A 13168-nucleotide genomic window follows, 5' to 3' on the forward strand; every position below is an offset into this window, starting at 1 on the left:
CTGCCGAAGGCTGCGATCTTTTGACCTTTCTGATTAAGCCAACTGCTCTAACTCAATGCATGCCGCTGGAACGCTTGTTCTAGAGCCTTTGTAGGAAAAATTTCAATGGTGTTCAATGGCCACCAACGGCTATGCTAGAGTGGATCCAAACCAATAACAGGTAATACCGGTTTTACGTCTACTCAAAAGGAATGGGGGGCTTCCTGACACAACCGGACAGGCCACGCTGGGGCTTAAATGCGCTATTTGCTGATGTTGCTGCTGTGCTTGCCCCTCCTGGCGAGCGCCGTCGAATTCGACGAGTTCACCCAGAGCCTTCCCCTGGGCCGAACGATGCAGATTTATGAAGACGCGGGCGGTCAGGCGAGCATCGCCGATGTCCGTGCGCAAGCGGCGGCCGGGCGCTTCAAATCCCATGACAAAGCCACCCTGAACGCCGGTTATTCGCGTTCGGCGTTCTGGCTGAAAATCGACCTGCAGTACCGTCCGACCAACCCGTCGGCACAACGGACCTGGTTGCTGGAGTTGGCCTATCCGCCCCTCGATCATCTTGATCTGTACCTGGCCGATGCTGACGGTGACTATCAATTGGTTCGACAGACTGGCGATGCATTGCCATTCGCCACTCGCGAGATCCGCCAGAACAACTATCTGTTTGATCTGAACTTTGCGCCCGAGCAGGCGCAAACCGTGTATTTGCGTCTGCAAAGCCAAGGGTCGGTTCAGGCGCCCGTCACCTTGTGGTCAAGCACCGCTTACCTCGAAGAGCAGCCGGTGCGGCTCTATGTGCTGGGGCTGATTTACGGTGTATTGCTGGGGATGCTGGTCTACAACCTGTTCATCTTTCTCAGCGTGCGCGACACCAGCTACCTCTATTACATCGTCTATATCGCCTCGTTCGGCTTGTATCAGCTGTCGGTGAATGGCGCGGCCGTGGAGTATTTCTGGCCGAACAATCCGTGGTGGGCCAACGCCGCGACGCCGTTCTTCATCGGCTGTTCAGGACTGTTCGGCAGCCAGTTCGCGCGCAGCTTCTTGCAGACGGCCACCCTCAGCCGCTGGCTTGACCGTTTGCTGCTGGCGTTGATTGCGTTCAGTGCGCTGGTGGTCGGGTTGTCATTGATGACCAGTTACGCCCTGGCCCTGCGTCTGGCGACGTTGCTGGCGTTGGTCTTTACCGTGGTGATTTTCGCCGCCGGGATTTTCGCCTGGTGGCGTGGCCTGCGGGTCGCGCGGTATTTCATCATTGCCTGGTCGGCGTTCCTGCTCGGTGGCATCGTCAACACCCTGATGGTGCTGGGTTATTTGCCCAACGTATTCCTGACCATGTACGCCAGCCAGATCGGCTCGGCGATCGAAGTGGCGCTGCTGTCCCTGGCCCTGGCCGATCGCATCAACGCCATGCGTGAGCAACAGGCACAAACGCTGTTCGATGCCGGTCAAAAGCTCGAAATACTGAACCAGCAATTGGCCCACAGTAACAAGCTCAAGGACGAATTCCTCGCGACCCTGACCCACGAACTGCGTACGCCCATGAACGGTGTAATCGGTTCATTGGAGCTGATGCAGACCGTCGAGATGAACCCTGAGCTGGAGCAATATCAGCAAACGGCTGCCGGTTCGGCGCGAGACATGATGCGCATGGTCAACGGCATCCTCACCTTGACCGAATTGCAGGCCGGCAAGCTCAAGGTCTATCCGGATACGTTCAGTTTGCGCGGTATGGTCGAGGCCTTGCGGGTGCAGTTCGATGGCAATGCGTCGAGCAAGTCGCTGGACTTCAAGGTCGAGGTTACCTCCGGGTTACCGGATCGCTTGCATGGCGACAGCGCCAAGCTGACGCAATGCCTCGAATGCCTGCTGGATAACGCGATCAAATTCACTCGGGTCGGTGGGTTGGCGCTGCGGGTGACGGGTAAACCGGTGGCGCCCGACCGGCTGGCGCTGTCCTTTGCGGTGATCGACACCGGCATTGGCTTTACCGATTTGGGGGAGGCAACGCTGTATCAGCGCTTCTTCCAGCTCGATGGCTCGATGACCCGTGAATACGGTGGTCTGGGCGTTGGCCTAGCCATTTGTCGGCAACTGGTCGAATTGCTCGGCGGGCGCCTGAGCCACCGCTCGGAACCGGGTCGCGGCAGTCGTTTTCAACTGGACGTCGAGTTCGAGCTGCCGGTGGTGGAATCTGCGCCTTCGATCACCCGGCAAACCACCGGCCTGCGTTTGCCTCAGGACTGCACGGTGTTGCTGGTCGATGACAACAGCATCAATCAATTGGTGATGCGTGGCATGTTGCTCAAGCTTGGGTTCCGGGTACGCACCGCCGACAGCGGTGTCGCCGCGCTCGATCATTTGCAGCGTGAAGCCGTTGACGCGGTGCTGCTGGATTGCCTGCTGCCGCCACTGGACGGCGCCTCGATCTGCTGCCAGATCCGCGCTTTGCCGGGTTGCGCCGAATTACCTGTGTTCATGATTGCTTTGAGTGCGGACCGGGCCTATTGCCCGAGCGACACGTTGGTCGACTACCTGAGCAAACCGGTGAAATTCGAGGACTTGCAGGCGGCGCTCTATCGGCGGGTGCTCTGTCCAGGCAAAGGCGAAAGCGCCGGCAATTAGGCAGATATGCCACTTTGTTCGGCCTCGGGGCGGTGCTTAACTGAAAGTCCCTTGGCTGACCAAAGGAGCCCCGTCATGAACCTGCATCAGTTCGCCGAAACCCACGAAGTCACCAACCAGCCTCCGTCGCTGGACGGCACCAACCTCTATCGCATCGACCTGCCTTTACAGGAGTGGTCGCGGCGTTTCGATGCCGGTTGGGCCGAGTCGCGGATCGACGCTTACGGCGCATTGGCCGGCGGGCCGCTGATGGAGGCGGGGTTTGCAGCCAATCAGAACAAACCGGTGTTCATCAGCCATGACCGTTACGGCCATCGCATCGATCTGGTGGAGTTTCACCCGGCCTACCACGAGTTGATGCGCACGGCGGTGGAACATGGCCTGACTGGCTTACCCTGGACCGACCCGCAACCGGGCGCCCACGTTGCCCGCGCCTCCATGACCTATTTGCACAGTCAGGCTGAAGCCGGCAGCGGTTGCCCGCTGACCATGACCTTCGCCAGCGTCCCGGCAATGCGCCTGCAACCGGATCTGGCCGAACAATGGCTGCCGAAAATCCTCGCCACCCAATACGACTCGCGCAACGTCGGCATGGCCCACAAGGCCGGCGTGACCATCGGCATGGCCATGACCGAGAAACAAGGCGGCACTGATGTGCGAGCCAACACCACCAAGGCTTATCCGGTCGGCGCAAGTGGCCCCGGTCAGGCGTATGAACTGGTAGGCCACAAGTGGTTCTGCTCGGCGCCGATGTGCGATGCCTTCCTGACCCTGGCCCAGACTGACAAAGGTTTGACCTGTTTCCTGCTGCCGCGTCATCGCCCGGACGACACGCGCAATCAGTTCTACATACAGCGGCTGAAGAACAAACTCGGCAACTGGTCCAATGCCTCCAGTGAAGTGGAATTCCGTGGCGCCCTGGCCTGGATGGTCGGCGAAGAGGGGCGGGGCGTTCCGACCATCATCGAAATGGTCGCCATGACCCGTTTCGATTGCATGGTCGGTTCCAGTGCGCTGATGCGCCAGGCGCTGACCCAGGCCAGTCATCACTGCGCCCATCGCAAGGTCGGAGGCAAATTGCTCAGCGAGCAACCCTTGATGCAAAACGTGCTGGCCGACCTGGCCCTGGAAAGCGAAGCGGCGTTGGCTTTGAGTTTGCGCATGGGCCGGGCGCTGGATCATCTGGATGACGAGCACGAAGCGAAATTCGCCCGACTGGTAACAGCGGTGGGCAAGTACTGGATCTGCAAACGCGCGCCCGCGATGATCAATGAGGCTGCCGAATGCATGGGCGGCGCCGGTTATGTCGAAGAAAGCATCCTGCCGCGTCTGTACCGTGAGGCTCCGGTCAACTCGACGTGGGAAGGTTCCGGCAACGTGCAATGCCTCGACGTGTTGCGCGCACTGTCGAAAGAGCCGGGTGTGCTCGATGTGCTGTTCGGCGAGTTGGGCGATGGTCATGGCGACAAGCGTCTGGCCGCGCATATCAGCCAATTGCAGGCGGCGTTCAAGGACCCCGCCGACATTCAATACCGCGCTCGCCAGCTCACCGAAGACATTGCCTTGGGGCTTCAGGCCAAGCTGTTGTTGGAGGCCGGTAATGCGGCTGTCAGTGATGCTTTCATCGTCAGCCGCCTCGGCTCGGCCGGACGGGTGTATGGAACGTTGCCGCGCGGGCTGGAGGTGGAAGCGATTGTGGCCCGGTCGACCCCGCAAGGGTTCTGACCACAATTTGATCAACACCACTGAAACCTGTGGGAGCGGGCTTGCCCGCGATAGCGGTTTAACATCCAACATTAATGCTGTCTGACACACCGCTATCGCGGGCAAGCCCGCTCCCACAGGGTTTATCTGTGTCCGGAATTGATGTGCAGCCAACACGCCACTGTTCCCGTGAAGCGACGATGCAGGCAAGATGAAGGTCTGCAAGCCAGAACACAGGAAGCTGATCGTGACCGAAGCGTTTATTGTCGTTCAAACCGCCGAGCAAGCCGTGGATCGGCTTGCTGCCTTGCACGAGCGTGCAACCACAGCGCTGAATCAGGCGCTCAAGCGTTATCTCAAGGATCGTGTCGAGCCGGACGCTGAACAGCGAGCTCTGTTTCGTTATCCCGAGTTGCGTCTGACCTACCTTTGCCAGGGCGAAGTCCCACAGACCACGCGCGCCTATGCCAAGGTTCAATTGCCGGGAACCTACAGCGTTACCGTCACTCATCCCCGCGCTTTCCGCAAATACCTGCTGGAGCAACTTGTCCCGTTGATGCACGACTTCACCGTGACCGTGGAAGTCGGTGTCAGTCAGCAGAACATTCCATATCCGTACGTGGTCGAGCAGGGCGATGAACTGGCCGGCTCTGGCGTCACCGCTGCGGTGCTGGCGCGAGTGTTCCCGAGTACGGATTTGTCGGCCGCGACCGATGGCATTGCCGATGGCCTGTACGATTGGGAAAACACCGACCCGCTGCCACTGGCCCTGTTCGACGCCGCGCGGGTGGACTTCTCCCTGCGCCGACTGGTGCATTACACCGGCAGTGACTGGCGTCATGTGCAGCCGTGGATTCTGCTGACCAACTACCACCGCTACGTCGATCAGTTCATCGTTCATGGCCTGGAGCAACTGCGCAACGATCCGCGTTTCGTGCGCATGGTGTTACCGGGCAACGTGATCATCGAAAAGGGCATGGACCACGGCGAGGCGTCGGCGATTGCCGCGGGCGTGGTCTGGCATCGCTACCAGATGCCGGCCTATCACCTGATCGCCAGCGACGGCCATGGTGTGACCCTGGTGAACATCGGCGTCGGCCCGTCCAACGCCAAGAACATCACCGACCACCTGGCGGTGCTGCGTCCGCATTGCTGGCTGATGATCGGCCACTGTGGCGGCTTGCGTCAGTCGCAGACCATTGGCGACTACGTGCTTGCCCACGCTTACATGCGCCGCGACGGGATTCTCGATCGCGTTGTGCCGCCGAACATTCCGATTCCGGCCTTGGCCGAAGTGCAGATGGCGTTGCAGCAAGCGGCGGCCAATGTCACGGGCGAGAAGGGCGATGATCTGAAAAAACGCCTGCGCACCGGCACCGTATTGACCTACGACGACCGTAACTGGGAGCTGCGCTGGGCGCAGGAACGTCCGCTGATCAACCTCTCCCGCGCCGTGGCGGTGGACATGGAAAGCGGCACCATCGCCGCGCAGGGTTACCGCTTGCGGGTGCCATACGGCACATTGCTCTGCGTTTCGGATAAACCGTTGCACAGCGAAATCAAACTGCCGGGTTCGGCCAACGCCTTCTATGAACGCGCGGTCAGCCAGCACTTGAAGATCGGCATCGAAGCGGTGGATCTGTTGCGCACCGAGCTCAACTCACTGCACTCGCGTAAACTGCGCAGCTTCGACGAGCCGCCGTTCCGCTAACGGTTTGTCATGGTCATTTGGCGGTCGGGGCACTAGCATGGTGAACCCTGACCGTTAGATGTTGTTTTGCCCATGTCGCGTCCTACTCGTCCACCTTCTCGCCGTCCAGGTGCGAAGCCATCCTCTTCAGCCCCGCGCCGTGTCGCCAAAGCGCCTCCGGCCGAGCCGAAACTGATTCTGTTCAACAAACCTTTCGATGTGCTGACGCAATTCAGCGACGGCGAAGGGCGGGCGACGCTCAAGGATTTCATCGAGATTCCCGGGATCTATCCGGCAGGGCGGCTGGACCGCGACAGCGAAGGCTTGCTGTTGCTGACCAACGACGGTCAGCTTCAGGCGCGAATTGCCGACCCGAAACACAAGCTGGCCAAGACCTATTGGGTGCAAGTGGAAGGCGAACCAAGCGCCGAGCAGTTGCAGCGCTTGCGCGATGGCGTCGAGCTGAACGACGGCATGACATTGCCGGCCGAAGCGCGACAACTGGATGAGCCGCAACTGTGGCCGCGCAACCCGCCGGTGCGCTTTCGTAAAAGCGTGCCAACCAGTTGGCTGGAACTGGTGATTCGCGAAGGCCGCAACCGTCAGGTACGGCGCATGACCGCGGCGGTCGGCTTGCCGACGTTGCGTCTGGTGCGAGTCAGAATCGGCGACTGGTCGATCGAAGGGCTCGATCAGGGCCAGTGGAAGGAAGTGCCGGCGCGCTTATAGAGTGCCGGATTCGATCATGCCGATGACCACGCTTTTGACCACGAACGCGGCCACGCCCAGTCCCAGTACGAAGAACAGAATGAACGAGCCGAAGCGCCCGGCCTTGGATTTTTTCGCCAGATCCCAGACGATGAAACCCATGAAAATGATCAAGATGCTGACCAGGCCAGTCATCATCCACTCTTCGAGTACTGCAGGATCCATCGAACATCTCCAGTGCAGGTGGGGCTAAAAGGCGCTGGAGTATACGCCATGGGGGATTGGCGGAGCATTGACCTGCGGCAGTGTGTCGCGGCTATTCGTCGCCTGTGCGGGCCCCTTCGCGGGCAAGCCTCGCTCCTACGGAGGGATGTCGAACGTAATACCGTGACCGACACAAAACCCTAGAGCGAGGCTTGCCCGCGAAGGCATTCTCAGCTGCGCAAATGAGTCAGCGGCAACTCGGTGCTGTTGAGCACCTGATTCAACACAAAACTCGATCGCACACTCGTCACCCCTTCAATCCGGGTCAGGTGCCCCAGCAGCAGTTTCTGATAGTGGTCCATGTCCGGCACTACCACTTTGAGCTGATAGTCTGCATCCATCCCCGTCACCAGGCTGCATTCCAGCACTTGCGGCAAGGTGCGAATGGCGGCTTCGAAGTTCTCGAAACGCTCGGGTGTATGGCGGTCCATGCCGATCAGCACGTAAGCGGTCAGGCTCAGGCCGAGCATCTTGCGGTCCAGCAAGGCGACCTGGCGGGTGATGTAACCGTCGTCTTCCAACTGCTTGACCCGTCGCGAGCAAGGCGAAGGCGACAGGCCGATACGTTCGGCCAGCTCCTGATTGGAGATGCGCGCGTCGCGCTGTAATTCAGCCAAAATGCTCAGGTCGTATCGGTCGAGTTTGCTCATCAATCAGGCCTTTGTCATAACTATTGCGGAGGATTATCTATCCTGAGTTAAAAATTGCGCAAGTGATGTTTATTTGAGCAATCTTCGCAATCCTCTGTCGTCGCTCCGGGCCTATTCTTAGCACCAGAATCACTGCTCGGACAAACAGTCCAGTGCGGCTCGCCCAATCAGGCCAGCTGCGGTCGCCACCCCCACCGGGGATGTGTTGGCCCCCGAGCTACACACTGTCCAGAAGACGGCGTGAGGTGAGCCGACGTCATAAGCGTCGAGCACGGACGAAGTTCTCAAGGGGAGGCCGACGGGTCTCCCTTTTTTCTTGCCCGGAATTTGACGCCCTCCCTCAATAAATAAGTTGCGCGGCTGATAACCTGTTGCAGAACCGCCCTGTGCTTTCCCAGTCTTACGTACAGGCCCTGACCCGCAGTGAGGAAAAGCATGAAGTCGCGCATCTGGCGTTTGGCCGGTGTTGGTTTGCTGTGTGTGAGTGTCGCTGCGCAAACGCTTGCCGATGAGCCGCAAATCCGTGGGCCTGATGATGGGCAACGTGGGTCGGATCATCAGGGGCGTGGTCAGGGTCATGACGGTAACAAGCAGCCACGCCCACAGAACAACGAAATCATTCGTGGCGACAACAGCCGCCAGTTCGAACTCCACGACCAGAATCAGGGCGGCGAGTGGCAGAACCGTCCGTCGCACGATCCCAATGTTCCGGGCCATGTTCAGGGCCGACCGCCGCAACAACCCAATAACAATCTGCCGATCCAGGGCCGGCCCGATACTGTGCGCCAGACCCAGGAGCCCCGGCGTGGCTACTATCAGGACGAGCCGCGGCGCAATCAGTACAACCAGCACTGGCAGACCGGTGCGCGTCCCGATGATCAGCGCTGGCCGGGTCGCCCGGATGGACGCGGCAATGGCTGGGGCTCCGGTCCGCAGTATCGTCCGGGCTACATGATCGACCGCTTCCCGGATCGCAGCTACCGCGTGCCGTATCGTGGCCAGGATTATTTCTATTCCGGTGGTTACTGGTATCGCCCGCAAGGCCCGCGTTACGTGGTGGTTCAGCCGCCTCGCGGGATTCGTGTTCGCTACTTGCCTGATTACGCGCGTGAAGTGTGGATCGGCGGGGCGCTGTTGTTCCTGGCGGCCGGCTCGTATTACGCCTATCAGGCGAGCACCCAGGATTACATCGTGGTCGAACCACCCGTGCAGCCACAACCGGTCAGCAGTGGTTATGACGTGGTGGCGTATCCGGCCAACGGCCAGTCACCGGAAGAGGTCAGTCGGGACGGTTATGAGTGCTATCGCTGGGCCGTGGAGCAGAGCGGTTTCGATCCGCGCGCCATGACCTATCAACCGGCTCCATCGGTGGTGCAAGCCTACCGACAGGCCCAGGGTAATTGCCTGGGCAGTCGCGGTTATCAGGTCAGTTACTGAGCCCTGGCGGCTTTCACCACTTCCTGCGGGTCGGCGTGCACCAGCACTTCGGCTCGCGGGTAGGCGCTGTGAATCGCCTCGGCGGCTTGATCGCTGATCCCGTGGGCGACTGACAGGGTCAGCTCCCCCGGCAATTCCAGATGCAATTGCACAAACCACTGATTGCCGGAGATCCGCGTACGCAAGTCGTGGGCACCCAAAACCCCCGGTACGCTGCAGGCCAGTTCAAGCATGTGCTGGCTGACATCCGGCGGCAGCTCTTCATCCATCAGCACCGCAAAACTTTCCCGGGCGATATGAATCGCGCTCCAGAGGATGTAGGCGGCGATCCCCAATCCGAACCAGGGGTCGACTTGATGCCAGCCAAACCCGGCCAACACCAGCGCCACCAGAATGCTGCCGTTGAGCAGCATGTCCGAGCGGTAATGCAGGGAGTCAGCGCGCACGGCGTTGGAACCGGTCGCCTTGATCACCCGATGCTGCAACATCAGCAGGACCAGCGTCAGGGCGAGGGAGAACACAATCACTCCGATGCTGAGCCACGGTGCGCCCACCGGCTCCGGATGTTTCAACCGTTCGAACGCCTGCAAGGCAATCAGCACCGCACTGCCGCCAATGAACAGCGCCTGAGCCATGCCCGCCAACGACTCAGCCTTGCCATGCCCGTAACGGTGATCCTCGTCGGCGGGGCGCAAGGCGTAATGCACGGCAAGCAAGTTGAGCAACGAGGTGACACCGTCGAGCGCCGAGTCGGTCAGCCCGGCAAGCATGCTCACCGAACCGCTCAGCCACCAGGCGATGGCTTTGGCGCTGATCAATATGCACGCCACCGCCACCGAGGCGCGCGTCGCCAGCCGCAGCAGGCGGGCGTGTTCGGTACTGGTGGTCATAAGTGCGGCTTTTCCTTTTTAGTGCACCGATTATGCGGCCGGTTGCAGGCCGAACATGGCCAGTTGCTGGGTGCTGCCCTTGTGCTGGATCAGGCGCGGATCGTCCAGCGGGAAGCTGCGGCCCAACTCGGTTTCGAGAATAGTCTGCAACTTGTGGTTATCGACCTTGCCGTCGGCACCGATGGCTTCCTTGAGTTTTTCCGGAGCCACCTGGGCGGTTCGGCCGGGCTCGTAGTAAATGGCGCCAGTCGCAAAGTCCACGGCAAAGGCAATCAGGCCCGGAATGATATAAAACAGCAGACCCACGGCATCCAGCGCGACGATGACCGGGTCGATCTTGCCATCGATCTGACCGCGACGATCAGGGTAGAAAATCGTGCCGCAGGCAGTCATTTGGGTCAGCAAGGTCGCGACCAGTACACCGCCAATCAAGCGAAAGGGAGCACGCATGTGAAATCTCCTGGGTTATCTGGAAACGAAGCGTCGTCGATATGAATTAGGACCGCGACGAACGCCTGGCAGTTCGCCGTTATACTCGTGGCTCTGTTTTGGAGCCAGCATGATTTCTTTGCCGATTGATGAAGTTTTACCTGCCCTGCGTGAAGCCCTCACTACACGCCACGAAGCCGTGCTTGAAGCACCGCCCGGCGCCGGTAAAACCACCCGCGTGCCCTTGGCCCTGCTCGATGAGCCGTGGCTGGCCGGGCAGACCATTCTGATGCTCGAGCCGCGCCGCTTGGCTGCGCGGGCGGCGGCGGAGCGGTTGGCCAGTGAATTGGGCGAGAAGGTCGGCGAAACCGTTGGCTACCGCATTCGTCTCGACAGCAAAGTCGGCCCCAATACCCGCATCGAAGTGGTCACCGAAGGCATCCTCACTCGGCGCTTGCAGGATGATCCGGCGCTGGAAGGCGTGGGTTTGCTGATTTTCGATGAGTTCCACGAACGCAGTCTCGACGCCGATCTGGCGTTGGCCCTGAGCCTGAATGGCCGCGAGCTGTTTCGTGACGATCAGCCGCTGAAAATCCTGTTGATGTCGGCAACCCTGGAAGGTGAACGCCTGGCCGGGTTGCTCGATGATGCGCCGATCTTGCGCAGCGAAGGTCGCATGTACCCGGTGGCGATGCGCTGGGGCCGGCCGTTTCAGCCGGGTGAATTCATCGAGCCACGGTTGGTGCAGACCGTCCTTGAAGCTTTGAATGATGAAACCGGCAGCGTGCTGGTGTTCCTGCCGGGGCAGGCGGAAATTCGTCGGGTGCATCAGCAACTCGCCGATGCACTGGGCGACAGCACACAGGTTTTGCTCTGCCCGTTGCACGGTGAATTGGACCTCGCCGCCCAACGCGCCGCGATTGATCCGGCGCCCGCCGGCAAACGCAAAGTGGTGCTGGCGACCAACATCGCCGAGACCAGCCTGACCATCAACGGTGTACGCGTGGTGGTCGATGCCGGGCTGGCGCGAGTGCCTCGATTCGACCCCGGCAGCGGCATGACTCGTCTGGATACTCAGCGTATTTCCAAAGCCAGCGCCACGCAGCGCGCGGGTCGGGCAGGGCGCTTGGAACCGGGCGTGTGTTATCGCTTGTGGTCGCAGGATCAGCACGAGCAACTGGCGGCCTACGCCAGTGCGGAAATTCTCTCGGCGGACCTTGCCGGGCTGGCCTTGCAACTGGGGCGTTGGGGCGTGAGGCCGGGTCAATTGGTTTGGCTCGATGTGCCTCCGGCAGCGGCTTATGCACAGGCTCAGGATCTGCTTGAGCGTTTGGGCGCGCTGGAGGGCGAAGCGCTGACCCGTCATGGTCAGGCGATGGCCGAACTGCCGGCTCACCCTCGCATCGCGCATTTGCTGTTGCGTGGTCAGGCGCTCGGCCTCGCTGACATGGCCTGCGATGTCGCGGCACTGCTCGGCGAGCGAGATATTTTGCGTGGCGCCGGGGCGGATCTGCACAGCCGATTGGTGCTGCTGTCCGGCGAAGAACGGGCCGCACGCGGCGCTCAGGGTGGCGTGCAACGGGCCCGGCAACTGGCGCGGCAGTATCGCGGTTATCTGCGGGGAAAAGCGACGGAGCCGGTCAGCAATCCCGAGCATCCGCGCTGGCTCGGCGCGTTGCTGGCGTTGGCTTATCCCGACCGCGTTGCCCAGCAGCGTCGTGCCGGTGGCGCGGAGTATCGATTGGCCAACGGTCGTGCCGCGCTGTTTGCCGAAGCCGATAGTTTGATGAAACAACCATGGCTGGTGATCGCCGATCTGGGCAGTCGTCAGGGCCAGCGTGAGGAACGGATTTACCTGGCGACGGATTTCGATCCGGCGCTGTTCGATTCAGTGCTGGCCGAGCAGGTGCGTTGCGTCGATCAACTGGATTGGGATGAGCGCGAAGGCGTGCTGCGTGCCGAGCGGCAGCGCAAGGTTGGCGAATTGATCCTCAGTCGCGAACCGCTGACCGGGCTCGATGAAAGCGCTCGCAGTCAGGCGCTGGTGAACCTGGTGCGGCGCAAAGGTCTGGAGCTGTTGCCCTGGACGCCAGAGCTGCGTCAGTGGCAGGCGCGGGTGGCGTTGTTGCGGCAACTGGATCTTGGCAGTAAGCAGCAAAGTGAATGGCCGGATGTCAGCGATGCCGCATTGCTCAAAAGCCTCGAGCATTGGCTGATGCCGTATCTGGGCAAAGTCTCGCGCCTCAGTCATTTCGCCAATCTGGACCTGTCGAGCATCATCCATAACCTGTTGCCGTGGCCACTGCCGCAACGGCTGGATGAGCTGGCGCCGCATCATTTGAGCGTGCCGTCGGGCTCGTCGATTCGTCTGGATTACAGCGAGCAGCCGCCGATTCTGGCGGTGCGTTTGCAGGAGTTGTTCGGCCTGGCCGAGACGCCGCGCATTGCTGGTGGGCGGCAAGTGGTGAAATTGCATCTGCTGTCCCCGGCGCGGCGACCGGTGCAGGTGACGCAGGATCTGGCGAACTTCTGGCGCAGCACCTATGCCGAGGTGAAGAAGGATTTGAAGGGGCGCTACCCGAAACACTATTGGCCGGATGACCCGTTGGTGGCCGAGGCAACCGCGCGGATCAAACCGCGCAAGTAAACCTGAGCGAGCCTGCTCGCGAAGGTCGTGAACGATAACGCGTGAAACCAGATGCTCAGCGGTGGCCGCCGGATCAGATTGATCCGCCCGGGTAAGCCTGCGGGGCTGACCAGTTTTTTCCTTCCCCAAAGCC

Annotated in this window: 10 protein-coding genes; 6 read left to right on the forward strand and 4 right to left on the reverse strand. The window is 60.7% G+C overall.

The genetic code is table 11. The features are described 5' to 3' along the window. Positions 1-237 precede the first annotated feature (237 nt). From NHU87_RS11215 to NHU87_RS11230, 4 genes are all read left to right on the forward strand, one after another. Complete coding sequence (locus NHU87_RS11215; RefSeq protein WP_253548266.1) at positions 238-2616, forward strand: hybrid sensor histidine kinase/response regulator; 2379 nt, start codon at positions 238-240, stop codon at positions 2614-2616. Positions 2617-2691: 75 nt separating this feature from the next. Continuing rightward, positions 2692-4341, forward strand: a complete 1650-nt coding sequence (locus tag NHU87_RS11220; protein WP_253548268.1) for an acyl-CoA dehydrogenase family protein — start codon at positions 2692-2694, stop codon at positions 4339-4341. A 190-nt stretch (positions 4342-4531) separates the two neighbouring features. Continuing rightward, the gene (amn, locus tag NHU87_RS11225; RefSeq protein ID WP_253548270.1) at positions 4532-6031 is read left to right on the forward strand and encodes an AMP nucleosidase; all 1500 of its coding nucleotides are present in this window, start codon (positions 4532-4534) and stop codon (positions 6029-6031) included. Between the two features lie 72 nt (positions 6032-6103). Continuing rightward, entirely contained in the window at positions 6104-6739 is a 636-nt protein-coding gene (locus tag NHU87_RS11230; protein ID WP_253548271.1) for a pseudouridine synthase, read from the forward strand. Here NHU87_RS11230 and NHU87_RS11235 read toward each other — a convergent pair. Together NHU87_RS11235 and NHU87_RS11240 are read right to left on the reverse strand one after the other, a co-directional pair. After that, positions 6734-6943 carry a DUF2788 domain-containing protein gene (locus NHU87_RS11235; protein WP_038981401.1) on the reverse strand — a complete coding sequence of 70 codons (210 nt, stop codon included), beginning with the start codon at positions 6941-6943 and terminating at the stop codon, positions 6734-6736. The two genes, NHU87_RS11230 and NHU87_RS11235, sit on opposite strands and share 6 nt — an antisense overlap. Before the next feature lie 209 nt (positions 6944-7152). Next, complete coding sequence (locus NHU87_RS11240) at positions 7153-7632, reverse strand: Lrp/AsnC family transcriptional regulator (protein ID WP_007894448.1); 480 nt, start codon at positions 7630-7632, stop codon at positions 7153-7155. Between the two features lie 435 nt (positions 7633-8067). Here NHU87_RS11240 and NHU87_RS11245 point away from each other — a divergent pair, with 435 nt between their 5' ends. Beyond that, positions 8068-9069: a DUF6515 family protein gene (locus NHU87_RS11245; protein WP_253548273.1), complete on the forward strand. Its 1002-nt coding sequence runs from the start codon at positions 8068-8070 to the stop codon at positions 9067-9069. Here NHU87_RS11245 and NHU87_RS11250 read toward each other — a convergent pair. Together NHU87_RS11250 and NHU87_RS11255 are read right to left on the reverse strand one after the other, a co-directional pair. Beyond that, positions 9063-9959: a cation diffusion facilitator family transporter gene (locus NHU87_RS11250; RefSeq protein WP_253548275.1), complete on the reverse strand. Its 897-nt coding sequence runs from the start codon at positions 9957-9959 to the stop codon at positions 9063-9065. The genes NHU87_RS11245 and NHU87_RS11250 overlap by 7 nt on opposite strands. A 30-nt stretch (positions 9960-9989) precedes the next feature. Next, positions 9990-10409: a polyribonucleotide nucleotidyltransferase gene (locus tag NHU87_RS11255; RefSeq protein ID WP_237883098.1), complete on the reverse strand. Its 420-nt coding sequence runs from the start codon at positions 10407-10409 to the stop codon at positions 9990-9992. A gap of 109 nt (positions 10410-10518) precedes the next feature. Here NHU87_RS11255 and hrpB point away from each other — a divergent pair, with 109 nt between their 5' ends. After that, positions 10519-13035, forward strand: coding sequence for an ATP-dependent helicase HrpB (gene hrpB / locus NHU87_RS11260; protein WP_253548277.1), 2517 nt, complete (start codon positions 10519-10521; stop codon positions 13033-13035). Positions 13036-13168: the final 133 nt, after the last annotated feature.

It is taken from the genome of Pseudomonas mandelii (assembly GCF_024138395.1).
Lineage (GTDB): Bacteria > Pseudomonadota > Gammaproteobacteria > Pseudomonadales > Pseudomonadaceae > Aquipseudomonas > Aquipseudomonas mandelii_E.